This is a genomic window from Dechloromonas denitrificans, assembly GCF_020510665.1.
In the GTDB taxonomy this organism is placed as follows: domain Bacteria; phylum Pseudomonadota; class Gammaproteobacteria; order Burkholderiales; family Rhodocyclaceae; genus Azonexus; species Azonexus denitrificans_B.
On record NZ_CP075187.1, the window covers coordinates 1505206 to 1530103 of the forward strand.

General features: G+C 58.3%; 21 protein-coding genes. 16 read left to right on the forward strand and 5 right to left on the reverse strand.

Annotated features, from left to right (window positions below; genetic code table 11):
* Positions 1 to 7: 7 nt before the first annotated feature.
* Positions 8 to 853: a 23S rRNA (adenine(2030)-N(6))-methyltransferase RlmJ gene (locus KI614_RS06945; RefSeq protein WP_203466310.1), complete on the reverse strand. Its 846-nt coding sequence runs from the start codon at positions 851 to 853 to the stop codon at positions 8 to 10.
* On the opposite strand from KI614_RS06945, the gene KI614_RS06950 reads away from it, so the two are divergent.
* Together KI614_RS06950 and KI614_RS06955 are read left to right on the forward strand one after the other, a co-directional pair.
* On the forward strand, positions 852 to 1226 hold the full coding sequence (locus tag KI614_RS06950) for a DUF3301 domain-containing protein (RefSeq protein WP_226408816.1): 375 nt from the start codon (positions 852 to 854) through the stop codon (positions 1224 to 1226). The genes KI614_RS06945 and KI614_RS06950 overlap by 2 nt on opposite strands.
* Complete coding sequence (locus KI614_RS06955) at positions 1210 to 2058, forward strand: D-hexose-6-phosphate mutarotase (RefSeq protein ID WP_226408818.1); 849 nt, start codon at positions 1210 to 1212, stop codon at positions 2056 to 2058. The genes KI614_RS06950 and KI614_RS06955 overlap by 17 nt, the downstream gene beginning before the upstream one ends.
* 430 nt (positions 2059 to 2488) lie before the next feature.
* Here the strand turns inward: KI614_RS06955 and KI614_RS06960 are convergent, their stop codons facing one another.
* Complete coding sequence (locus tag KI614_RS06960) at positions 2489 to 4648, reverse strand: P-loop NTPase fold protein (protein ID WP_226408820.1); 2160 nt, start codon at positions 4646 to 4648, stop codon at positions 2489 to 2491.
* A 504-nt stretch (positions 4649 to 5152) separates the two neighbouring features.
* Positions 5153 to 5473, reverse strand: a complete 321-nt coding sequence (locus KI614_RS16400; protein WP_319002844.1) for a hypothetical protein — start codon at positions 5471 to 5473, stop codon at positions 5153 to 5155.
* Here KI614_RS16400 and KI614_RS06965 point away from each other — a divergent pair.
* The 13 genes from KI614_RS06965 (at position 5441) to moaE (ending at position 19989) form a co-directional block, all read left to right on the forward strand.
* Positions 5441 to 6886, forward strand: a complete 1446-nt coding sequence (locus tag KI614_RS06965) for an ATP-binding protein (protein WP_319002845.1) — start codon at positions 5441 to 5443, stop codon at positions 6884 to 6886. The two genes, KI614_RS16400 and KI614_RS06965, sit on opposite strands and share 33 nt — an antisense overlap.
* 160 nt (positions 6887 to 7046) lie before the next feature.
* Entirely contained in the window at positions 7047 to 9239 is a 2193-nt protein-coding gene (locus tag KI614_RS06970) for an OsmC domain/YcaO domain-containing protein (RefSeq protein ID WP_226408822.1), read from the forward strand.
* A gap of 84 nt (positions 9240 to 9323) precedes the next feature.
* Complete coding sequence (locus tag KI614_RS06975; protein ID WP_226408824.1) at positions 9324 to 9704, forward strand: hypothetical protein; 381 nt, start codon at positions 9324 to 9326, stop codon at positions 9702 to 9704.
* Positions 9705 to 9805: 101 nt separating this feature from the next.
* Entirely contained in the window at positions 9806 to 11014 is a 1209-nt protein-coding gene (locus tag KI614_RS06980) for a TolC family protein (protein ID WP_226408826.1), read from the forward strand.
* A gap of 11 nt (positions 11015 to 11025) precedes the next feature.
* Positions 11026 to 11520 (forward strand): hypothetical protein, encoded by a 495-nt coding sequence (locus KI614_RS06985; protein WP_226408828.1) that lies wholly within the window; start codon positions 11026 to 11028, stop codon positions 11518 to 11520.
* On the forward strand, positions 11517 to 12623 hold the full coding sequence (locus tag KI614_RS06990) for an efflux RND transporter periplasmic adaptor subunit (RefSeq protein ID WP_226408831.1): 1107 nt from the start codon (positions 11517 to 11519) through the stop codon (positions 12621 to 12623). Before KI614_RS06985 ends, KI614_RS06990 begins: the two co-directional genes overlap by 4 nt.
* Before the next feature lie 10 nt (positions 12624 to 12633).
* Positions 12634 to 15762, forward strand: coding sequence for an efflux RND transporter permease subunit (locus tag KI614_RS06995; protein ID WP_226408833.1), 3129 nt, complete (start codon positions 12634 to 12636; stop codon positions 15760 to 15762).
* 68 nt (positions 15763 to 15830) lie between these two features.
* Positions 15831 to 16214 carry a hypothetical protein gene (locus KI614_RS07000; protein WP_226408835.1) on the forward strand — a complete coding sequence of 128 codons (384 nt, stop codon included), beginning with the start codon at positions 15831 to 15833 and terminating at the stop codon, positions 16212 to 16214.
* Positions 16215 to 16230: 16 nt separating this feature from the next.
* Positions 16231 to 16713: a DUF411 domain-containing protein gene (locus KI614_RS07005; protein ID WP_226408837.1), complete on the forward strand. Its 483-nt coding sequence runs from the start codon at positions 16231 to 16233 to the stop codon at positions 16711 to 16713.
* Positions 16714 to 16720: 7 nt separating this feature from the next.
* Positions 16721 to 17089: a hypothetical protein gene (locus KI614_RS07010; RefSeq protein ID WP_226408839.1), complete on the forward strand. Its 369-nt coding sequence runs from the start codon at positions 16721 to 16723 to the stop codon at positions 17087 to 17089.
* A 66-nt stretch (positions 17090 to 17155) separates the two neighbouring features.
* Positions 17156 to 17887, forward strand: a complete 732-nt coding sequence (locus KI614_RS07015; RefSeq protein ID WP_226408841.1) for a DUF2189 domain-containing protein — start codon at positions 17156 to 17158, stop codon at positions 17885 to 17887.
* 63 nt (positions 17888 to 17950) lie between these two features.
* A complete protein-coding gene (locus KI614_RS07020; protein ID WP_226408843.1) occupies positions 17951 to 19525 on the forward strand; it encodes a peptide chain release factor 3 in 1575 nt (524 codons plus the stop codon).
* A 2-nt stretch (positions 19526 to 19527) separates the two neighbouring features.
* On the forward strand, positions 19528 to 19989 hold the full coding sequence (gene moaE / locus KI614_RS07025) for a molybdopterin synthase catalytic subunit MoaE (protein WP_226408845.1): 462 nt from the start codon (positions 19528 to 19530) through the stop codon (positions 19987 to 19989).
* A gap of 59 nt (positions 19990 to 20048) precedes the next feature.
* Here moaE and KI614_RS07030 read toward each other — a convergent pair whose 3' ends face one another.
* A complete protein-coding gene (locus KI614_RS07030) occupies positions 20049 to 21683 on the reverse strand; it encodes a methyl-accepting chemotaxis protein (RefSeq protein WP_226408846.1) in 1635 nt (544 codons plus the stop codon).
* 160 nt (positions 21684 to 21843) lie between these two features.
* Between KI614_RS07030 and clpB the strand changes: the two genes are divergently transcribed.
* Positions 21844 to 24435 (forward strand): ATP-dependent chaperone ClpB, encoded by a 2592-nt coding sequence (clpB, locus tag KI614_RS07035; protein ID WP_226408847.1) that lies wholly within the window; start codon positions 21844 to 21846, stop codon positions 24433 to 24435.
* A gap of 65 nt (positions 24436 to 24500) precedes the next feature.
* Here the strand turns inward: clpB and KI614_RS07040 are convergent, their stop codons facing one another.
* Positions 24501 to 24800, reverse strand: coding sequence for a DUF2502 domain-containing protein (locus KI614_RS07040; RefSeq protein ID WP_203466328.1), 300 nt, complete (start codon positions 24798 to 24800; stop codon positions 24501 to 24503).
* Between the last annotated feature and the right edge of the window lie 98 nt (positions 24801 to 24898).

The following is a 24898-nucleotide window of genomic DNA, read 5'->3' on the forward strand; positions in this document are numbered from 1 at the left end:
GGCTGGCTTAGTCGGTCTGGCTTTCCAGCGTGTATTTCGCACCTTCGCCCTGAGCCATCAGTTCGGTCAGTTTGGGCAGGGTTTCGTGCAGCTTGCGTTCCAGCGTCCACGGCGGGTTGATGATGAACATGCCGCTGCCGTTCATGCCGAAACCGTCGCGGGCGGCAGCTTTGACTTCGAGCGTGGCGTGCAGCCAGTTCTTGGCACCGAGGTTCTTCAGCTTGCCCGGTAACTGGCGCGCATCGAGCTTGGAAAGCATCGGATACCAGATGGCGTAGGTCCCGGTCGGGAAGCGTTTCAGGCTGTCCTGCATGGCCTTGACCACGGCCTGGTAGTCTTCGCGGGTTTCGTAGGACGGGTCGATCAGGACCAGGGCGCGACGTGAGGGTGGCGGCAACTGGGCCTTGAGGCCGGCAAAGCCGTCGCCGGCCGTGACGCTGATCTTGCGGCCACCGGTCTTGAAGCATTCCTGAAGCAGCTTGATATCGGTGCTGTGCAGTTCGAACAGGCGCAGGCGGTCGCTTTCGCGCAGCATCTGGCTGGCCAGCCAGGGCGAACCCGGGTAGTGGCGCAACTGGCCGTCCGGATTGAGCATTTTGACGAATTCTAGGTAGTCGACCGCAGCAGGCGGCAATCCCTTTTTATCCCACAGGCGGCCGACGCCGTCGCGGAATTCGGCGAGCTTGGTGGCGTGGGCCGACTCCAGCGTGTAGCGGCCGGCGCCGGCGTGGGTGTCGATAATCCAGAAAGGTGCTGGTTTCTCGCCCATGTATTCGGCGATCTGCAGCAGGATCAGGTGTTTGAGTACGTCGGCGTGGTTGCCGGCGTGAAAGGCGTGGCGGTAACTGAGCATGGGCGCAGTATACTTCGCCGCCATGCCTATTTACGAAACCATTTTCCTGTTGCTCGCCGGATCCGGCATCTGGCTCTGGCTGGATACCCTGAAAGCCCGCGAGATCGGCATTCAGGCGGCCCAGCGCGCTTGTGCCGAAGAGGGCCTGCAATTCCTCGATGAAACCGTCGTCGGCCAGCGCGCCAGCCTGGCCCGCGATGATGCCGGCCAGCTCAGGCTGCGCCGCGTCTACCTTTTTGAATACAGCGACACGGGTGACAACCGGCGTTCGGGTAGCGTTACGCTGCTCGGCCACGATGTCGAAATCCTGCATGTTCGCCCCAACCTTTACGTTGTGCCCAAGGCACCGGAGACGCATGAAAACTTCCATTGAAACCATCCAGTTCCACGGCATCGACGCCGTTCGCCTGAACGGCCCGCAAGGCACTACCGTGACGGTCAGCCTGCTTGGCGGCCAGGTGCTGTCGTGGGTGACGCAGGATGGCCGCGAGCGCATCTTTCTCTCCGAGCGTGCCGTGTTTGACGGCAGCGTGGCGATTCGCGGCGGCATTCCTGTCTGCTTCCCGCAGTTTTCCAATCTGGGTGACTTGCCCAAGCATGGCTTTCTACGCACCAAGGCCTGGAAACTGAACGATCAGCGTCATGCCGACGATTTCGCGCTGGTCACGCTGGAGATTTCCGACGACGAAGAAACCCGCGCCCTCTGGCCGCACCCCTTCCGCGCCGAGATCACCATCATGCTCGAGGCCGATCGTATCGATCTGGAATTCTGTGTCGAAAACACCGGCGGCGAGGCATTCGAGTTCACCGGCGCACTGCACACCTACCTGCGCATGACCCAGGTTGAAGACGTTGCGCTCGAAGGCCTCTATGGCCATGACTATCGCGATGCGGCAAATGGCGACGTCGTGATTCGTGAAACCGGCACGGAATTGCGCGTCGACCGCGAAACCGACCGCGTTTACCACAACGTCAAGCGCCCGCAACTGCTCCAGGCGGCCAACCTCAGTCTGGCCATCCAGAGCCAGGGCTATCCGGATGTGGTGGTCTGGAACCCGTGGGTCGATCAGTGCGCCAAGCTCAAGGACATGGCGCCGGATGGCTGGCGCCACATGCTCTGCGTCGAAGCGGCGATTGCCCGCAAGCCGGTCAGCCTGCCGGCCGGCGAAGAATGGTACGGCCGCCAGACGCTGGTCGTGGTTTGACCTGGTGACCTGAACGGCTGTGTCTTCACCGTTACGGGCGAGACAGGAATGTCTAACCCGTAGCGGCGGATCGCCGAGGATGGTAGCTCTTCCCACCAGAGATACTGGGTATCCCTCAGTTTTTTCGGGCAGAAGTTGTCATCGCAAACTCTCGGCGTGCCTTGCCTGAGGGATGGAGTGGATTGGATGTCTGTTTGAAGGGCAGGGCGGTGTTCGGCTAACTGCGGATGGTCGCCTTTTCTGCTAGTAGTTATTTGACTGGCTGCTTCGCTTGGAAAGCTTGCCTGAAAGCCAACACGCGCATTTCGGCCAAGGCGGTCACTCTCGCGCCTTGGCGCCAACGGCTGGCATATGGTGGTAAACATCCGTACCGCAGTATTGCGAGCAACAGCAACGGCGATGCAAAACATCAGAATTTTGGCATCGGAAGTTAGTCGCGGCTTTCTGATCCGTCCTTCCCATAAATACTTTTCTCTTCAAGCAATGCACGCCAAGCTGCCTTGACGGGATAATCCAACGTCTCATCTTTCAGTCGTTCCGCCGCGAGCAGCTTCAATAGGTCGATGGCGACAAAATTCCCAAGCTCTTGGAGGTCTTTCGGCAATCTATAGCTCTGCCCTTTGTGACTGTCGAATGATCCCTTCAACATGGCCTCGACGAAATTGTCCAACGTTGGGTCGGTTTGCTGAATTGCTTCAAACGCAAGTTTGCAGCGTTCAGGTCTTAATCGCGTCAGAACCCACAAAATGAGGTCAGGTGTGGCCCTAGCAAACAGATTGCCGTCCTGAGCCTCGCGTTCTACATTATTGGCAAAGGCATCCAAGGCTGATTCACGATGCTCTGCCTCAACGTTGAGGTAATCCAATTGATCGCGGTCATCGGAAATAAAATTCATGATTGCGATTCTTGCTGCCACCGACACAGCCATTTCGTCGCTCAAAATGCGTTCAGCCAAGCTCATGGAAGCCTGTTCGGGCAAGCGTTTGGCCAGTTGTCCGATCGCTTGCACCGCAACACGCTCAGCTCTCATCGAAAAGACATCGATGCGCTCCCTTGCCCGACGAACGAATGCCTCGCCTTCAACAAGTCGAGCAATATCTATCGCCAGACTCTCAGCATCAATGGCCAGATCATTACCCAGCCCCTCTGCCATGTTGCCCAATTGGGCAACGAAATCAATGCAATTATCTGGCTGAAGCGAAGCGGCAATTTCGGCGCGCTTGGTAGGGTTGAAGAGGTACTGCCTGATGCGCACAAGACTAAGGTCATTCGGTCGGGTACTAAGGTGTAAAGCCACAAGCAAGCGATCAGGGGAAGCTAAATGCCCTTCGCCAAACTCAATCCGCCCGAAGGTGAAAGCCTCGTCGGCTTTGGCTGTCTGCGGAAATAGCCAGTGCACGACATCCCGAATGGCTTTTGCATGTGGATACCTGTCGATGGCTGCATCACGTTCTGCCGCATGAACCTGAACAACTTCTTTGACATCGCGGAACTCCATTCGAGATCCTGGCCGTCTTCCGACAAACGCCTGCGGGGTTCGGTTAAGTAGTTCGAAGACTGCGGGTGCCTTGATCATCAAGGTTGCCAAACCCAAAATATCGGCTAGATGAATTTCGCCACGTAAACCAGGCTCAATTGAGCAAACAACATCGAACAACCTAACGATATCCCGTGGCTGCTCAATCAGTTCACTCAATCCATTATGGAATAGCGCCCCAAGGCGCTCGTCATCCCCTGGAAAGTGGGAATCTTGTGCCTCCTTTGCCAGTCGCCCCAAGGCTTTGTTCATTAGGGCGACGCGTTGAGGAAAAGACAGCGGTGGCACAGGCAACCTCACCTGTACCACTTTGTCTAGGTAAGTTGCAGCAAACGGCACGCTCAACTTATCCAACGCGGCACTAACGTACTTCTCATCCCAGGCGAGTACATAGCCCACGTTCGGCAAATCTCCTACTGCCTTGATGATGCGAACCATCTCAAAGGCCTCGGCTGGGTACAAACGATCGAGGTCGTCGAGCAGAACGACGATGCGCTGAGGAAACTTTCGCAGAGCGTTTTCCAAAGCCACCTTCCTCGCTTCAATGTCTGGGGTCTTATATTCGAAGACCGCCTCGCTGGCATTACCAACAGACTCCACCACCGATTTGATGATGCTGGCCCACGGCTCTGCACCGGGAATTAACTTCAGGACGTCGAACGCCTTTGAATAAGTATTGAGTTCTTTGGCGACTTGCTTTCCCGCTTTTGCGTGATCGGTCAATTTGACAGCTTTGGCAATACTTGCCAAGAACTGTCGCAACAAGGCATCGCGATCGCCAACCAGCCACGGATTGAAATGAACAACCACCGCCCGCTGTTTTCCCGGCTCAGCGTTCAACAACTCTTCAAGCATCGCTAGCAAAGAGGTTTTGCCACTTCCCCACGCTCCCTCAATGGAGACCACAAGCCCTGCTTTGGGCGAAATACGCCGCAAAACTTGAGAGACTTGGGCTACAAAACCGCCTCGATCCAACAGGTCCCCCACTAACGCCTCGCCTGTTCGTAGAGGTCGATCCAGCCGGAGGTCCGCAGTATTTTTTTCTTGTGTCATCGCTTCAGCCCCTATACCTGTTAATAGGTCTACTGTATTCCATTGTCGTTATCAAACGATAGGCTGATTGCTTGAGTTTCACAGGGGGGTAAATTTGCCGCTCAAATTGTTTCTCTGTTGAACGACTGGTCTATAGGGTGATGCAGACCTAAACAGCCAAAATCTTGAACGTCCGAAAAGACCGAACAGCTGCCTATGAATATTCGTGCCGAGTGACCGCTCTACTCAGACACCCAGCACTGATCCATTGAAGGGTTGAGCGGTAACAGCGGCTCAGACCCCGTCACTTTCCGCCACCAAGATCAGCCATCAATCACAATGGTGGCTGACTCGCAGTCGCCAGCGTATAGCGCCAATGCAAACCACCGTTCAAAGGTCAAAGTCGTGCTGGTTTGAGTTCTTTCAAATCCCCTCTATGCGGGTTTTAGGCTTCGGCGTAGGATTTGAAAAAATGACATTTGGGGCATCGAAATGAACGCAGGAAAGCGTGATTGGTTGCCGTATTCAGCTGGCACGATGGTCGTGATTCTGTTTGTCACCAGTCTTGCCGCATTTGCTTTTTATTTTGAAAAGCAACGTCATCTCGAACGAGCCCAGGTTGCGACGAACAATATCGTTCAACTCCTGGCCCAGAACACCAGCAACCTGTTCGATAAAATCGATATTGCCCTTCAGTCCGGCGCTCTTTTTCACCAGCACCAGCACATTCCGGGGCCGTTCAAATCTGTCGAGCTCAATAATTACCTCAATAGTCTTGAGCCTGTAACGCCAGAGGTCGATAGCATCCGCATCATGGATGAGCACGGTATCGTGCGTTTTGGTCACGATGTTCCGATCTCGCCGCGAATTGACCTGAGTGATCGCGCTTATTTTTTGAAAGCCCGCGATGATCCTGCTTTTAACGGCAAGCTGATTGTTGACGGTCCCCTGTTCGCTCGCATCTCTCAAAAATGGGTGGTTATCTTTGCCCGCCGCTTGAACAAGCCCGATGGATCGTTCGCGGGCGTCATCTACGCCAATCTGGAAACAAGCCAGCTCGAAAAATCCTTATCGGCGATTGCCCTGGGGTCGAATGGCGCTGCAACTATACGCACGACAGATTTTGCGTTGGTGCACCGGGTTCCGGATACCAGGAATGCCGTTGGCAGCAAAAATGTATCAGCCGAGTTGAAAGAGATTGTTGCCAACAGGCCGGATGGTGGGGAGTACATCGCGACGACAGCCCTGGATGGTATCGAGCGAAGCAATGCATACCGCAAAGTGGGTAGCTATCCCTTCTATGTCATCGTCGGGCTTGCGACACAGGATTATCTGGGCAATTCGCAGCAAAATCTGATGATCATCGTCGGTTTGGCGCTATTGACCATTTTGCTCAGCGTGTCGGCCAGTTATCGTGCTTATCGCGCTCATCAAAAGGTTGCCAGCGATTTGTTCGAACGCAATCAACTCAATGACGCTCTTCAAAATGCACTTGAGCAGCGCGACCGGCTCAATACCGAGCTTGCGGATAAAGCCAAGGAAGCCGAGGTGGCAAGCAAGGCGAAAAGTGCCTTCCTTTCAAACATGAGTCATGAGTTGCGAACGCCGTTGCACCAGATCGAAGGCTTGACTCGTTTGTTGGGCAGAGAGGCCGTGACTGAACGCCAGACAGATCGCATCAATAATCTGGTTTCGGCTGTCCAGCGCATGACCTCGCTGATCGATGCAGTACTTGAATTGACCAAGATCGAGTCTGGTAGCCTCGACTTGTCTGAAGAAATCATCGATCTGCATGAACTGGTCAGCGCAGCGTTGGCTCAATTCCAGCCCGAAGCCGCTGCAAAAAATCTTGTGCTGGAAGCGCATGACATTACTTCCCTTCCTGTCGTCATCGGGGACAAAGTGCATGTTCACCTGGCCTTGAAGAACTACCTTGCCAATGCGCTACGTTTCACCCAGGTCGGGAAAATTGGACTCAGTGTCGTTGTGATGCGGGAAGACGAGTTGAGCTTCCTGATTCGCTTTGAAGTCGAAGACACGGGATTGGGTATCCAGCCGGAAGACATGCCCCGACTGTTCAATATTTTTGAGCAGGTCGACAACTCAACGACAAGGCGTTTTGGCGGCCTGGGGATCGGGCTGGCGATGACTCGAAAAATCGCCGAGGCTCTGGGCGGTGAAACGGGTTGTGAGAGCATTCACGGGCAAGGAAGCAAGTTCTGGTTTTCTGTCAGGTTGAAAAAGATTTCAAAGCACTGAGTTTCTGCGCCAAGGCGGCATCGTTCGAAAATCAGCCGCTGGAGCCGCTGCACAGTCAACGTTTCCTGGCGCTTCAAACTGCCAAGAAGCTCAGTTTTCCAATCGGGAAACCCGGATAATGGCGGCCAATTCGTTTTGAACGCCATTTTGGAAGCCCCGCATGGAAATCAAGGTCAACTTTCTCGACAAACTTCGTCTCGAGGCCAAATTCGACGACTTTACGGTCATCGCCGATCAGCCCATCCGCTACAAGGGTGATGGCTCGGCGCCGGGACCGTTCGATTACTTTTTGGCTTCGTCGGCCTTGTGTGCGGCTTATTTCGTGAAGTTGTACTGCGACACGCGCAATATTCCGACCGAACACATCCGCCTGTCGCAAAACAACATCGTCGATCCGGAAAACCGTTACCAGCAGACTTTCAAGATCCAGGTCGAGTTGCCGCCGGATATTTCGGCCAAGGACCGGCTGGGCATTTTGCGCTCCATCGACCGGTGTACCGTGAAAAAGGTCGTGCAGACCGGCCCGGAGTTCATCATCGAGGAAGTCGAGAATCTGGATGCCGACGCGCAGGCGCTGCTGACCATCAATCCGGATGCCGAGACGCAGACTTTCATCGCCGGCAAGGATTTACCGCTGGAACAGACCATCGCCAACATGTCCGGCCTGCTCGCCGGGCTGGGCATCAAGATCGAGATCGCCTCGTGGCGCAACCTGGTGCCCAACGTCTGGTCGCTGCACATCCGCGACGCGCATTCGCCGATGTGCTTTACCAACGGCAAGGGGGCGACCAAGGAAAGTGCGCTGGCTTCGGCGCTGGGCGAGTACATCGAGCGCCTGAGCTGCAACCATTTCTACAACGATCAGTTCTGGGGTGAGGAATTCGCCAACGCGCCCTTCGTGCATTACCCGAATGAGCGCTGGTTCAAGCCCGGCAAGAAGGATGCGTTGCCCAAGGGCCTGCTCGACGACTACACGCTGGAAATCTACAACCCGGACGGTGAACTGCGCGCCTCACATCTTTTTGATACCAACTCCGGCAATACCGAGCGCGGCGTCTGCGCGCTGCCCTACATGCGCCAGTCGGACGGCGAAACGGTGTATTTCCCGACCAACCTGATCGACAACCTATTCCTGAGCAACGGCATGAGCGCCGGCAACACGCTGGCGGAGGCGCAGGTGCAGTGCCTGTCGGAAATCTTCGAGCGGGCCGTCAAACGCGAAATCCTCGAAGGCGAAATCGCGCTGCCCGACGTGCCGGCCGAGGTGCTGGCCAAATACCCCGGCATCGTCGCCGGCATTGCCGAACTGGAAAAACAGGGTTTCCCGGTGCTGGTCAAGGACGCCTCGCTCGGCGGCCAGTTCCCGGTGATGTGCGTGACCCTGATGAACCCGCGCACCGGCGGCGTGTTTGCCTCCTTCGGCGCCCACCCCAGCCTGGAAGTGGCGCTCGAACGCAGCCTGACAGAGCTGCTGCAGGGCCGCAGCTTTGAAGGCCTGAACGACCTGCCGCGGCCGACCTTCGAGAGCAACGCTGTCACCGAACCGAACAACTTCGTCGAGCACTTCATCGATTCGAGCGGCGTTGTGTCCTGGCGCTTTTTCAGTGCCAAGGCCGATTACGACTTCGTCGAGTGGGATTTCTCCGGCCAGGGTGAAAACTCCAACGCCGATGAAGCCGCCACGCTGTTCGGCATCCTCGAAGCCATGGGCAAGGAAGTGTACATGGCGGTCTACGACCAGCTCGGCGCCAACGCTTGCCGCATCCTGGTGCCCGGCTACTCGGAAATCTACCCGGTCGACGACCTGATCTGGGACAACACCAATAAGGCGCTGGCCTTCCGCGAAGACATCCTGAACCTGCACCGTCTCGACGATGCGGCGCTGGAAGCCTTGCTGGAGCGCCTGGAAGAGAGCGAACTCGACGACTACACCGATATCATCACGCTGATCGGCGTCGAGTTCGACGAGAACACCGACTGGGGCCAACTGACGATTCTGGAGTTGAAGCTGTTGATCAATCTCGCGTTGCAGGATTTCGCAGCCGCCAAGGAACAGGTCGAAGCCTACCTGCAGTACAACGAAAACACCGCCGAGCGCGGCCTGTTCTACCAGGCGGTCAATGTGGTGCTGGAAGTGCTGCTCGATGACGAGTTGGAACTGGAAGACTACGAAACCAACTTCCGCCGCATGTTCGGCAACGAACGCATGGATGCCGTGCTCGGCTCGGTCGATGGCAGTCTCCGTTTCCATGGCCTGGCGCCGACCAATATGCAGCTTGAAGGTCTCGACCGCCACCAGCGGCTGATCGACAGCTATCGCAAGGCGCACGCGGCGCGGGGCAGGGCAGGTTGACCTGACCGAACCGGACGTTTGTAACAGACAGAACTTTTGATCCGTGTGGGTTTCAGAAATCCACACTTCTGTTACATTGCCGCCATGCGTTCCCTGATTCGCTCCCTCTCTCGTGCCATGCTGTTCGTCATGCTGGTCACCGTCTTCGCGCCGAGTTTCGGCTGGGAAGCAGTGTCCGCGACAGTCGGCCACGAAGAAATGGCGGTCGCCGATCAGGATGTGCATATGGCGCATGAAGCGCACGCCGACTGCGATGGCTGTGACAGCCATGCGGCAGCACCGTGCGACGATCTTCGCCACCATTGTTGTCCCGGCCACGTATTGGGGCACATGAGTGGCGGAATCACGAGCATTTCGACGCCGATTTTGCCTTTGCCGCGGCTTTTCGCGGTCAACGGTCAAACCGACCGGTTTTCCTCGCGCATTCCCGAAGGGCTCGAACGCCCGCCCAGATTCGCCGCCTGATCCGCGGCGGTCTGCCCATTTCCCTTGATGTTTGAAGGCCCTTTGCGGGCCTGATGCGGCATGCCGCCGGTTGTTCGAATCTTGCAACCGGAGGAATCCCCATGCGAAGCCTTTTCTGCATCGCACCTGTTATTGTTTTAAGTTGGTCAATCAGCCTGCCTGTGCTGGCCGAAACGCGCCTGGCTCAGGTGTTTGAACAAGCCTGGCAACGTCAGCCGGCTGCGGCCGCCCTGGCTGAGCGCGAACGTGGCGTGGCGGCGCAAATGCGCGCGGCCAGTGCGTGGACCGCGACACCGCCGAGTCTTGAACTGGCGACGCGCAGCGATCGTTTCAATCAACGCAATGGCGCCCAGGAACATGAAGTCGGCCTGGTCTTGCCGCTCTGGCTACCCGGTGAGCGCAGTAGCAGTCAGGCACTGGCCGAAGCCGAGGGGCAGGCCCTGAATGGTCGTGAACAAAGCCTGCGTCTGCGTCTGGCCCAGCTTTTCCGCGAAACCTGGTGGAACTGGCAGTTGGCCGAAAATGAGTCCGCACTGGCTGGCGAACGGGTGAATGCGGCCCGACGCTTGCGCGATGATGTGGCCCGCCGTTTTGCCGCGGGTGATTTGTCGCGTGCCGATCTGAACCAGGCGGAAGGTGCCCTGGCGCAGTCCCAGGCATTGCAGGCCGAAGCGCTGGCCCAGCAGTTGACGGCCAGCTATCGCCTTGAAAGCCTGACCGGCCAGCCGGTCGACACGGCGAATGTCCAGCCCGAGCCTGTACCGGCCGGCGCCGCTACCCGGCATCCCGCGCTGCAGGCACTTCAGGCGAGGCTTGAAGTGGCTCGCCGCAATGTCGATCTGGCGCGCGCCCAGACCCGGGCCAATCCTGAAATCGCCTTGTCAACGCGGCGCGACCGCAGCGCCACCGGCGAACCGGTCGATCAGACCTGGGCGCTGGCCTTGCGCATTCCGTTCTCATCCGGCCCGCGTCAGGATGCAAGAGTGGCGACGGCCAATGCCGAAGCCATCGAACTGGGCATCGAGCTTGAACGCGAGCAGGAGCGCATGACACGCGAAACCGCCGCCGTGCAATTGCAACTTGCTGCCGCCCGGCAGCAACTCTCGGCCGCCGAGCAGCGTCGTCGCCTGGCACTGGAGAACCGCGGGTTTTACGAAAAATCATTCCGCCTTGGCGAAAGCGATCTACCGACGCGCTTGCGCATCGAAAGCGAGGCTTTTGAGGCCGAACGGGCATTGGGTCGGACGCGCATCGCGCTGGCCCTGACCATCTCGCAATTGCGCCAGAGTCTTGGCCTGCTGCCGGAATAAGGAGTTATCTGATGAAATTACGTTATTTATGCTTGTTGACCGCAGCATGGCTGCTGGCCAGCAATGGATACGCCACTGCCGGGGAAATTCCCGTCGCGCAGGCGGAAAGCGACAGTTTTGAAGTCGTCGGGCGGCTTGAGTCGGAAGGCTTTGTCTTTTATGTCGACCGCAGTGACAGCAACGCTCCTGTGCTCGGTGCCCAGCTTGAAATCGAGCAGGGCGGGGTGAGCCGCAAGGCTGTTTTTCGTCCGGCGCAGGGCGATTACCTGGTGGCTGATGGCGAATGGCTGAAGACCCTGCGCCAGCCCGGAGAGCATCTGCTTGGCGTGACCCTGGTGGCCGGCGAGGAAAGCGATCTGCTCAGTCTGAATCTTGATGTGCACGCCGAGTCGACCGCGGCAATCAAGGTCGATGGCTGGGGGAGCGTACTGGCCGGCGTGGCCGTATTGATCAGCTTGCTTGGCCTGCTGATCCTGAGCCGCTTTCGCAAAGGAGCCGCCAAATGAGCCGGGCTATCGTTTTCGCCGTGCTGCTTGCCGGCATCAATCTGTCCGTCATGGCGCACGAAGGGCATGACGATGAAAAAAAACCGGCTGCCGTGCTGGGGAATTCGCCGCTGCGTCTGCCGGATGGCGCTATTTTCCTGCCCAAGTCGGCGCAGCGTGGCATGGGGGTTTTAACCCTGAAAACCGCCGAGGCGGAATTGCCGAAAAGTATCGAACTGCCCGGTCGGGTGATCATGGACCCGCATCTCGGCGGTCGGGTTCAGGCGATGATTCCGGGCCGTATCGAAGCTGCCGGACCGCATGGTTTGCCGGCTGCCGGCAGCAAGGTGAAAAAAGGCGAGGTGCTGGCTTGGGTCGTGCCTTCGGCCGGGGCCATTGAGCGCGCCAACCAGTCAGCCCTGCTGGCCGAGTTGAAGGCCAGTCTCGGGCTGGCTGAAAAACGTCTGAATCGTCTGCATGAACTGGCGGATACGGTGCCCAAGAAGGAAATCGAAGCCTCGGAAAGCGAGGTCGCCAGTCTGAAAGGCCGGCTGGCCGCTGTTGGCGGTGGCTTGTCGGGGCGTGAAGCCCTGGTGGCGCCGGTTGGCGGGGTGTTGGCGGCAAGTAATGCGGTCGTCGGTCAGGTGGTTGAGCCACGCGAGTTGATTTTCGAGATCATCGATCCGGATAGCCTGCATATCGAAGCGACTGCCTATGATCCGCTGGCGCTCGATCAGGTGGCCGAGGCGACGGTTGCCCTCGGTGAGCGCAGCGTCAGGCTGAGTTATGTCGGTGCGCCGCGCCGCCTGCGTGAACAAGCCTTGCCCTTGATTTTCGAAAACCATGCCACCGGTGCCGGATTGACCCTGCCGCTGGGTCAGCCGGTCAAGATCCAGGTCAGGATGAAGACGATGCTGCGCGGCATGCCATTGCCGATGGCTGCCCTGACGCGCAATGCGGCAAATCAGACGATTGTCTGGGTCAAGGCCCAGCCGGAGCGTTTTGAGGCCCGTGTTGTCCAGACACAGCCGCTCGACGGGGTTCAGGTGCTGGTCAGCGCCGGTTTGAAGCCTGATGAGCGCGTCGTGATTCAGGGCGCCAGCCTGATTTCGCAGATTCGCTAGGAGCGCCGACATGTTCCAGTGGATTGTTGAAAAAAGTCTTGCCAGCCGGCTGTTCGTGCTGGTCGCCGCCGTTGTCCTGATGCTCTGGGGCGGCATTCAGGCGACCCGTTTGCCGGTCGATGTCTTTCCCGATCTGAACAAACCGACTGTCACGGTGATGACCGAGTCGGGCGGCATGGCGCCGGAAGAAGTCGAGCAGTTGATCAGTTTTCCGCTCGAAACGACGATGAGCGGCTTGTCCGGTGTGTCGGGCATCCGTTCGGTATCGAGTGCCGGGTTGTCCTTTGTCTATATCAGTTTCGACTGGGGTGTCGATATCTACCGCGCCCGGCAAATGGTCAGTGAACGCCTGTCGGCGCTCGAATCGGTGTTGCCGCCGGGTATCCAGCCGCGGATGGGGCCGGTGTCGTCGATCATGGGTGAAATCATGCTGGTGGCGATCCCGATTGTCGGGGAAAGCGCCGGCCATTCAGTCAATGCCAAGGCCGCCCGCGAATACGCCGACTGGGTGTTGCGGCCGCGCCTGATGGCGATTTCCGGCGTCTCGCAAGTGATTCCGGTGGGCGGCGAAGTGCGGCAATTCCAGGTGCAACCCGACACCCAGCGCATGGCGACATTGGGGATCGGCCTCGATCAGATTGAAGCGGCGGTCAAAGGGTTTGCGGCCAACACCTCCGGTGGCTTCCTCGAACTGAATGGTCGTGAATACCTGATTCGCCACCTCGGGCGCAGCGCCCGTCTGGATGATTTGAAGAATCTGGCCCTGACGGCCCGCGAGGGACAGCCGATTCTGCTTCGCCAGGTGGCCGAGGTCGGCTTTTCAGCGGCGATCAAGCGCGGTGACGGTGGCTTCAGCGATCAAAAAGGCAGTGTCCCGGCGGTGTTGCTCAGTATCCAGAAGCAGCCGACGGCCGATACGGTCGACCTGACCAAACGCATCGAAAGCGCGTTGTCCGACCTTAAAGGCAGCGTGCCGCAAGGGATGTCGGCACCGAAGGTGATTTTCCGCCAGGCCGATTTCATCGAGTCGTCGATCGGCAACCTGCAGCTGAAATTGCTGATGGCCGGTTGCCTGGTGGCCGGCGTGCTTTTCTTCTTCCTCGGCAATCTGCGCACCATGCTGATTTCGCTGACCGCCATTCCGCTGTCCATCCTGATCGCAGTACTGGTCTTCAAGTGGCTGGGTTTGTCGATCAATACCATGACCCTGGGCGGTCTGGCGATTGCGATTGGCGAACTGGTCGACGATGCCGTGGTCGATGTCGAGAATATCCTGCGTCGCTTGCGTGAGAAGGCTGCCCGTGGCGAGCCGTATTCGGTGTTCCGGACGGTGATTGATGCCTCACTCGAAGTGCGTACCGCGATTGTGTACGCCACCTTGATCATTGCACTCGTCTTCGTTCCGCTATTTGCCTTGCCGGGGATAGAAGGGCGCCTGTTCGTGCCGCTCGGTGTGGCTTACATTGTTTCGATCCTGGCTTCGCTGATCGTGTCGGTCGTTGTCACGCCGGTCTTGTCGTCTTACTTGCTGCCGGCACTGGTGGCGCATGATCACGGTGAAACGCATCTGGTCATCCGGCTCAAGGCGGCTTACCGCCAGGCGCTGGAAAAAGTGCTGCACGCACCGCGCCTGCCGATTGCGCTGGCCGGTTCGGCCGTTGTGCTGGCCATACTGGCCGTGCCATTTTTTCCAACCACTTTTTTGCCACCGTTCAATGAAGGTTCGATCACGCTCGGCCTGCGCCTGAATCCGGGCGCCACCTTGTCCGAATCGATCCGGATTGCGACAACGGCTGAGGCCGCCCTGCGCAGCCTGCCTGAAATCGAGCACCTTGGTCGTCGCACCGGCCGGGCCGAACTCGACGAGCATGCCGAGGGTGTTCATGTCACCGAGCTGGAAATTCGCCTTAAATCCGGCGGTCGACCGAAGGAAGCGATTTATGCCGACATTCGCCAGCGCTTGAAAGATCTGCCGGCCAGCCTCAGTCTGGGTCAGCCGATTGCCCACCGGATCGACCACATGCTGTCTGGCGTGCGGGCGCAGATGGCCATCAAGCTGTTTGGTGAAGATCTCGATACCCTGCGCGCCCAGGCTGGATTGTTGCGTGAGCGGCTGGCCAAAATCGACGGCATGGCCGATCTGGAAATTGAAAAGCAGGTGCTCGCGCCGCAAATCAAGGTGCGGGTCGATTTCGATGCGGCGGCGCGCTACGGCATTTCGACGGCCCAGCTGACGCGCACGCTGCAGACGCTGGTTGATGGCGAAAAGGTGACGCAGATTGTCGAAGGCAACCGGCGCTTCGATCTGGTCGTCCGTCTGCCTGAGTCGGCCCGTTCGCTCGAAGGGTTGAAAAACCTGCTGGTCGAAACGCCGGGCGGCCGCATTCCGCTGTCCAAACTGGCCAGCATCGAAGATGCCGACGGGCCGAACCAGATCACCCGCGACGAAGGACGGCGGCGCATCGTCATCTCGGCCAATGCGCAGGGCAGGGCGCTGTCCGATGTGGTCGCCGAATTACGTGCGGCGGTCGCCGATTTCCCTTTGCCGGAAGGTTATTTCATCACGCTGGGCGGGCAGTTCCAGGCGCAGGAGGAAGCGGCGAAATTGATTTCCTTGCTGGCGATCGGGTCGACCGTGCTGATCTTCATGGTTCTGTTCAGCCGCTATCAATCTGCATTGCTCGCCGGACTGATCATGGCCAACGTGCCGCTGGCGCTGGTCGGCAGCGTGCTGGGGTTGTGGCTGTCCGGCCAGCCGCTGTCGGTCGCGGCACTGATCGGTTTCATCACGCTGGCCGGCATCGCGACGCGCAACGGCATTTTGAAAATCAGCCATTACCTCAACCTGATGCGCTTCGAAGGCGAAGTCTTCGGGCTGCCGATGATCGTCCGTGGTTCGCTTGAGCGTCTGACACCGGTGCTGATGACCGCGTTGGTTGCCGCTTTCGCGCTGGCGCCGCTGCTCTTTGAAGCCGAACAGCCGGGTACAGAAATCCTGCATCCGGTTGCCGTGGTGATTTTCTCCGGCCTGATCAGCTCGACTCTGCTCGATACCTTCATTACCCCGGCGCTGTTCTGGCTGTTCGGACGAAAAGCGGCTGAACGCCTGGCTGCACAGGAAAGTCGCGAGGCTCTGTAATGGCCGTTTTTGTACTCACATCTTTTGTACTCACATCGTCTGCTAAATATTTTTCTCAGGAGATCAAGATGAACCTCAAAACTCTGTTGACCGCAGCATCCATCGTTTTTTTCCTTTTGTTCGGTGCTTCGCCGGCCCTGGCTCATGCCGAGCACGGCCAGCCGCAACATGGCGGCATCCACGCCGAGGCCGGCGAAGCACAATTCGAGATCGTCGCCCGGGATGGCAAATTGACGGTCTATGTCACCAGCCATGGAGCACCGGTTGATACGGCCGGGGCGAGTGGCAGGCTGACGGTGCTGGCCGGAACGGTCAAAAATGACATAACGCTTGCGCCGGCTGGCAGCAATTTGTTGCAGGGGGTTGGGCCGGTTGCCAGCGGTGCCAAGCTGCTGATCAATGTCCAACTGCCGGGCAAAAAGGCCCTGCAGGCGCGGGCCGTGATGCAATAAGCCAGGGAGAGATCACATGGACTCATTGAATTTGACCCGTCGCAGCGTGCTGCTCGGCCTGGCTGCGCTCACACTGGCACCGGCTGTTACTTGGGCGAAGGCTTCGCCGCCCGTGGTCGATGTCTGGAAAGATCCGAATTGCGGCTGTTGCATCGATTGGGTGGCGCATCTCAAGGAAAACGGTTTTCAGGTTCGCCTGTTCGATAGCGGCAACGAGGCGGCACGCCGCCGTCTTGGCATGCCGGCGCAACTCGGCTCATGCCACACGGCGCTGGTGGCTGGCTATGTGCTTGAAGGACACGTCCCGGCCCGTGAAATCCGTCGCTTGCTGAGTGAGAAACCGGCGGCGCTCGGACTTGCCGTGCCGGGCATGCCGGTCGGTTCGCCCGGGATGGATGGCCCGGCTTACCGAGGGCGGCGCGATGCTTATTCGGTGCTGCTGGTCGAGCGAGATGGCAAAACGCGGGTTTTTGAGTCTTATCAGCAATCCGGGTCATAATCGCCGGATGATTCTGAAGAAAACCGAACACCTGCCATCGAACGATAAGGGGACTCGTGTCGCCCTGATTTACGCCCTGGTTGCCGAGCGGCTTGCGGCATTTTATGAACACGGGCAGTGGCTGACCGTCGGACAGGGCGCCACGCTCTGTGCCGACTGGCTGTCGCGTTCGAAGCGCTCCTTGCCGATGGATGAACGCAAGCGGCTTTCCGAACTCTCCGACCAGTTGGCACGTCAGGTTGAAGCCAGCCTGTCACGCGAGGCCGGGCTGTTTACGGCGCATGAAATGATGGAGTCGCTCGATCACAACTACCATTCGGAAATCGGCCTGTCGATCATGGATGAGTGCGAGCGACTACACGATTCCTTGATCTGAATTGCAGTCGGCAGTAGTGGCTTCGGCTAGGCTGGGCGTTATTCGCCCATCCTTTTGTGAGTTCCCATGCTGCTTCGTCCATTTTCATTTGCCACCCTGCAACGCGCTCTGGCTGAAGGCTGGCGCATGGCCAATGCGACGCGTGGCGTCAGCATCGGCTACTCCCTGATTTTTGTAATCGCCGGCGGGCTGATCATCGGCGGGCTGCTGCGCCAGGGCTGGACGCCGTTCATCATTGCGGCTGCCGGCGCCTTCATGCTGATTGGGCCGGCGATTCTGGCCGGATTTTTCGGGATTGCCCAGGCACATGAGGCGGGCGAAAAAACAGGCATCACCAGCATATTCCACGGTTTTTCACAGGCGTCCGGTGCCTTGTGGGCGCTGGCGCTGGTTTGCGGCCTGTTGTTCATGATCTTCGTCACCGACGCGGCAATTCTCTACGCTTACATGCTGGGTGACGTGCCGGTCTGGCTTGGCGACCTGCAGCCGGCAGCCGATGGTGTGGCACGATTTGTTCGCTGGTCGGCCGTTTCGGGGGCCGTCGTGGCCTTCCTGCTATTTTGTGTCTCGGTCTTTGCCGTACCCCTGCTTTGCGAACAGCGGGCGGGTCTGGTCGAAGCCGTGGTCAGCAGCGTGAAAGGGGTTTTCAGCAATTTTATTCCCGCCATTTCGTGGGCTGTTTTGTTGTCGACCGCAGTGATCGGGAGTGTTTTCCTCCTGCCGCTACTACCGCTGACCTTGCCCTGGATGGCTTATGCCAGCCGCGCCTTGTATCGCGAAGTATTGCCGCTTGCTTGAGTTCGGCGTGTTGCACTGCGGCAAAAGGTATAATCGCGGTCTTTCCGCTTTTTGAAGCTTGCCGTGACTGTTCTCGATACTGAAATTGCCCGCCGTCGCACCTTTGCGATCATTTCCCACCCCGACGCCGGTAAAACGACGCTGACCGAAAAACTGCTGTGGTTCGGCGGCGCCATCCAGGTGGCCGGCGAAGTGCGCGCCCGCAAGGCTTCGCGCCATGCGACCTCCGACTGGATGGAGATGGAAAAGCAGCGCGGCATCTCGGTCACGTCGTCGGTGATGCAGTTCCCGTACCGCGAATGCATGATCAACCTGCTCGACACACCGGGCCACGAGGACTTCTCCGAAGATACCTACCGCACGCTGACGGCCGTCGACTCGGCGACCATGGTGATCGACTCGGTGAATGGCGTCGAAGCGCAGACGATCAAGCTGCTCAACGTTTGCCGCATGCGCGATACGCCGATCCTGACCTTCATCAACAAGCTCGACCGCGAAGGCAAGGAGCCGATCGACCTGCTCGACGAAATCGAGTCGGTGCTCGGTATCCAGTGCGCGCCGATGACCTGGCCGATCGGCATGGGCAAGCGTTTCCGCGGTGTCTATCACCTCTACAACGACGAAATCGCCTTCTTCGACCCGCAGGCCGAGAAGGGCACGGCCGAGATCATCAAGGGCCTCGACAATCCGCGTCTCGACGAACTGATCGGCGTGCAGGCCGACGAATTGCGTACCGACATCGAACTGGTGCGCGGCGCCTCGCACACCTTCGATGTCGATGCCTACCTGGCTGGCCAGCAGTCGCCGGTCTTCTTCGGTTCCGCGGTCAACAACTTCGGCGTGCAGAGTTTGCTCGATGCCGTGGTCGACCTGTCGCCGGCACCGATTTCCCGCCCGGCGGTGACGCGTCGTGTTGAGCCGAATGAAGCCAAGTTTTCCGGTTTCGTGTTCAAGATCCAGGCCAACATGGACCCCAAGCATCGCGACCGTATCGCCTTCCTGCGCGTTTGCTCAGGCAAGTTCGAGCGCGGCATGAAGGTCAAGCAGGGGGCCGGCGGCAAGCTGCTGGCGGTCAATAACGCCATTACCTTCATGGCGCGCGACCGCAGTACGACGGATGAAGCTTATCCGGGCGACATCATCGGTATTCCGAATCACGGCACCATTCGTCTCGGCGAAACCTTTACTGAAGGCGAAGACCTGCGCTTCACCGGTATTCCGTCTTTTGCGCCGGAACATTTCCGTCTGGCCCGGATTGCCAATCCGCTGAAGATCAAGCAGCTGCAAAAAGGCTTGCAGCAGCTGGCGGAAGAGGGCGCGACCCAGCTGTTCCGGCCGCTGTCCGGTACCGACATGATTCTGGGCGCTGTTGGCATCCTGCAGTTTGACGTCGTGGCCAGCCGCCTTGAGAACGAATATGGCGTCAAGGTTATTTTCGAAAGCTACAACTGTTCGACGGCACGCTGGATTCATGGCGATGCCACCGAACTGCGCCAGCTTTCCGACCGTTACAGTGCCAATGTCGCGCTCGACGGTGCCGATGATCCGGTCTATCTGGCACCGAACAATGTGTATCTCAACATGGTCAAGGAAAAGTATCCCAATCTGCGCTTCCTAGAAGCGCGCGAGGTAATCTGATCATGACCGTCCGGGTGCAGGAAGCCGATTTTGACCTCGGCGCGGAGTTGACCGCGCTAAGGGCTGGCGACGCCCGGGTGGGGGCCCTGGCCAGTTTTCTCGGGCTGGTGCGCGATATCAACGACGGTGCCAGCGTCTCGGAAATGACGCTGGAGCATTATCCCGGCATGACTGAGAAGGCACTCGAAGCCATCGTCGTTGAAGCCAAGGGGCGCTGGGATATCTACGATGCGCTGGTTATCCATCGCGTCGGGCCGCTCAAACCCTGCGATCAGATTGTGCTTGTCGCTGTGACCAGCGCGCACCGCGGCGAAGCTTTTGCTGCCTGCGAGTTCATCATGGATTACCTGAAAACACGGGCGCCGTTCTGGAAGCGCGAAGCAACGCCGGAAGGCGCCCGCTGGGTCGACGCGCGCGACAAGGATGATTCGGCTGCGGCACGCTGGGCAACGAAACAGGGTTAATTAATCGCCCATGAAAAAGGAGGCCGAGGCCTCCTTTTTTTGTGTCGGTTGCTTGCTGATCAGGTCTTGAACTGCGCGACCGCCTTGTGCAACGAGGCGGAAAGCGCATGTAGCTGACGTGCTGCTGCAGTCGTATGTTCAACGGCAATCGCGCTTTCTTCCGACATCTGGGCGATGGTTTCGAGCTGGTGGGCAATCTGGTTGCCGGCCTGGCTCTGCTCGCGAATCGAGTCGGAAATGCCGTTGACCACCTGTGTGACGCGCTGGGCGCCATCGCGGATGCGATTGATCGAGTCGCCTGCCTGGTTGGCCAGTTCGACACCGTTGCTGACCTGGGTCACCCCGGCTTGCATGCTGTTGACCGCGCTGCGCGTGCCGTTCTGGATTTTGCCGACCATACCGCCGATTTCGGTGGTGGACAAGCTGGTCCGTTCGGCCAGTTTGCGCACTTCGTCGGCGACGACGGCAAAGCCGCGACCTTGTTCGCCAGCCCGTGCCGCTTCGATGGCAGCATTCAGGGCGAGGAGGTTGGTCTGGTCGGCAATTTCCTTGATCGTATTGACGATCGAGGTGATCTGGTCGGATTGACGGCCGAGATCTTCGACGATTGTGGAGGACGACTGGACTGCATCCGAAATCTTGCGCATTTCATTGGCTGCGTTATGAATGACGGCCGCGCCTTCCTGGGAAATATTGCCGGCATCGATTGAAATGCCGTGTGCTTCATCGGCATTTTCCTTGACCTGATCGATGCTCACCGCCATCTGTTCAACTGCAGCCGCCATCGAGGAGGCCGCATCGCTTTGTTGGCGCGCACGATCAGCCACTTCTTCCGAGGCGTGCATCAATTCGTCGGCCGAGGTGGCAACTTGTTCGGCATTGCCGATGATGGTCGAGATCATGTCGCGCAGGGTGTGCTGCATGGTTCGGATGTTGGCCAGCAGGCTGTCGTTGTCGCCTGCGGCGCATTCCACTGTGGTGGTCAGGTCGCCTGCGGCAATGCGCTTGGTGACGGCCGAGGCAAGCGATGGGTCACCGCCCAGCGTCCGGATGATGTTGCGTGACAGCAGAAGTAGCGAAATGGCCACAAAACCACCGATGCCCAACCCCCAGATCATCAGCTTGATTGCGTCGGCACGGAACTTGGCATCAACGTCATCAATGTAGATACCAGAACCGATAACCCAGTTCCACGGGGTGAATCCTTGGACGTAGGACAGTTTTGGCACGCCTTCGTCTGAGCCGGGCTTCGGCCAGAGATAGTCTACAAACCCCGCCCCCTGTGCATTGACGACCTTGTTGAACTCGACAAAGAAGAATTTACCGTTCTTGTCTTTCAGCTGGTCGAGTGACTTGCCTTCAAGATCCGGCTTGATCGGGTGCATCACCATCAGGTTGTTGAGGTTGTGAATCCAGAAGTATTCAACCTTGTCATAGCGCATGGCGCGGATGGCTGCCATCGCGGCTTTTTGCGCGTCCTCCGTCGAGAGGCGTCCAGCACGAGCTTCGCCTTCGTAAAAGGCAATGGTCGCATGGGCAACCTCAACCAGATTTCTGACCTTGTCCTGGCGGTCTTCGAGCAACTGGTGTCGTTCACTCGAAAGCAGGACTCCGAACAGAAATACAAGGGCTGCAATCGTTGCGATCGTCATGGCCAGCAGCTTGCTGCGCAGCGTCATTCCATTTGTGGACATGGTGCATCCTCCTTGTTATTTTTGTATGCCGAAAGTAATAGCCCAATCTAGCATAGATTATTTAAAGTTTCACCGACATGAATCAATTCCCGCCGGTTGAAAACAAATCGTCCAGCCCCATATGGGATCTATCAGACGATTCATGTCCGGAGGACGAAAAATGCGACTCGACAAGTTTACGACCAAATTCCAGCAGGCTTTAGGTGATGCCCAGAGTCTGGCGCTGGGCGGTGATCAGCAGTTTATAGAACCCCAGCACCTTTTGCTTGCGCTCCTGAGCCAGGAGGATGGAGCGACCAGTTCCCTGCTGTCGCGTGCCGGGGTTAATGTGCCGGGCCTGCGCAATGATCTCGAACGTTCGCTGAAAAACCTGCCGCAGGTTTCCGGCCATGGCGGCGATGTCTCGTTGGGGCGCGACCTGACCAATCTGCTCAACCTGACCGACCGGGAAGCGCAGAAGCGTGGTGATGAATTCATCGCCAGCGAAATGTTCCTGCTCGTGCTGGCTGATGACAAGAATGAAACCGGTCGGCTGGCCAAGCAGCACGGCCTGAGCCGCAAAGCCATCGAAGCCGCGATCATGGCGGTGCGTGGCGGGCAGGGCGTCGACTCGCAGGATGCCGAGGGACAGCGCGAGTCACTCAAGAAATATTGCATCGATCTGACTGAACGTGCCGCCCAGGGCAAACTTGATCCGGTGATCGGCCGTGATGATGAAATCCGCCGTGCGATCCAGATTTTGCAGCGCCGGACCAAAAATAATCCGGTATTGATCGGCGAACCGGGGGTCGGCAAGACAGCGATTGTCGAAGGCCTGGCCCAACGCATCATCAATGATGAAGTGCCGGAAACCCTGAAAGGCAAGAAGGTACTGGTACTCGACATGGCCGGCCTGCTGGCCGGCGCCAAGTATCGCGGCGAATTCGAAGAGCGTCTGAAGGCTGTGCTCAAGGAGGTTTCGCAGGAAGCCGGGCGGATCATCCTGTTCATTGATGAAATCCACACCATGGTTGGCGCCGGCAAGGCCGAGGGCGCGATTGACGCCGGTAACATGCTCAAACCGGCCCTGGCCCGCGGCGAGCTGCATTGCATCGGTGCGACCACGCTGAACGAATATCGCAAGTACATCGAGAAGGATGCGGCGCTGGAGCGTCGTTTCCAGAAGGTGCTGGTCGATGAACCGAGTGTTGAATCAACCATCGCCATCCTGCGCGGCCTGCAGGAGAAATACGAATTGCACCACGGTGTCGATATCACCGACCCGGCCATCGTCGCGGCGGCTGAGCTCAGCCATCGCTACATCACCGATCGTTTCCTGCCGGACAAGGCGATCGACCTGATCGATGAAGCGGCAGCCCGGATCAAGATGGAAATCGACTCCAAGCCGGAGGTGATGGACCGCCTTGAGCGCCGGATGATCCAGCTCAAGATCGAGCGTGAAGCCGTCAAGCGCGAGAAGGATGATGCCTCGAAGAAACGCCTTGGCCTGATCGAGGACGAGCTGGTCAAGCTGCAGAAGGAATACTCCGACCTGGAGGAAATCTGGAAGGCCGAAAAATCGGCGGTGCTCGGTTCGGCGCACATCAAGGAAGAGATCGATCACTTGAAGGCCGATATTTCGCGGCTGCAGCGCGAGGGGCGTCTGGGTGAGGTTGCCGAATTGCAATACGGCAAGCTGCCGCAACTTGAAGCCCAGTTGAAGGCTGCCGAAAAGTCCGGTGAAGGAGAAGGGCGCAAGAATAAATTGTTGCGGACCCAGGTGGGTGCCGAGGAAATTGCCGAAGTGGTCAGTCGTGCAACCGGCATCCCGGTCAGCAAGATGATGCAGGGTGAGCGTGAAAAATTGCTCAAGATGGAGGATCGCCTTCATCAGCGCGTTGTCGGGCAGGATGAAGCTGTTCGTCTGGTTGCCGATGCCATTCGCCGGTCGCGGGCCGGTTTGTCCGACCCGAACCGGCCTTACGGTTCCTTCCTTTTCCTTGGCCCGACGGGCGTTGGCAAGACCGAGTTGTGCAAGGCGCTGGCCGAGTTCATGTTCGATGCCGAGGATCACCTGATCCGCATCGACATGAGCGAGTTCATGGAAAAGCATTCGGTTGCCCGCCTGATCGGCGCGCCGCCGGGTTATGTCGGCTACGAGGAGGGCGGCTACCTGACCGAAGCGGTGCGCCGCAAGCCGTACAGCGTGATCCTGCTTGATGAGGTCGAAAAGGCGCATCCGGACGTTTTCAACGTGCTGCTGCAGGTGCTTGACGATGGCCGGATGACCGATGGGCAGGGGCGCACGGTCGACTTCAAGAATACGGTCATTGTCATGACGTCGAATCTGGGTAGCCAGATGATCCAGCAGATGTCGGGCGACGATTACGGCGTGATCAAGATGGCGGTGATGGCCGAGGTGAAAACCTATTTCCGGCCGGAATTCGTCAACCGGATCGACGAGGTCGTGGTCTTCCACAGTCTGGCCGAAAAACACATTGCCGGGATTGCCAGAATCCAGCTCGCTTATCTCGAAAAGCGGCTGGCTCAGCTTGAAATGGGCATTGTTGTTGAGGATAGTGCCCTGGCCGAGCTGGCTCAGGCCGGATTTGATCCGGTTTTCGGAGCCAGACCGCTCAAGCGGGCGATCCAGCAGCAGATCGAAAATCCGCTGGCCCGAGCCATTCTGGAAGGCAAGTTTGCCGCCAAGGACACGATCTGTGTCAGTTGCGATCCGGCAACCGGCGGTATCATGCGGTTTACCAAGAACTGATTTCGGGTTCAGGCATGAAAATGGCGAGGCACGCAGCCTCGCCATTTTTCATGGTTCCGGGATGATCAGCAGTTGCCTTTTTTAGCCTGGCCCGGAGGGCAATGGCCGCCGCCCTGATGCGGTACGCCGTTGTCGCCGCGTCCGGTGTAGTACTTTTCCCCGCGCGGGCCGTTATGGCGTTTCCAGTAATCCTGGTCGCGCCATTCATAACCGTCCCAGTAATGGCCCCGGTCATTGCGGCTGCCAAAAGTCACGGTGACACCAGGTGCCTGGACGCGAACATTGCCGAGATTGACGTTAACATCCACGGCATTGGCTAAAAGCGGCGAAGCCGCCACAAGTATTGCAAAGAGCGTTTTTTTCATGGTCATTTCCTTTTCAAAGGCTGTGGTCAACCGACTGGTAAGCAAATAACGCGTGATTGACCGAATGGGCAACAAAGAGATTGTAAAAGAATGTGGAA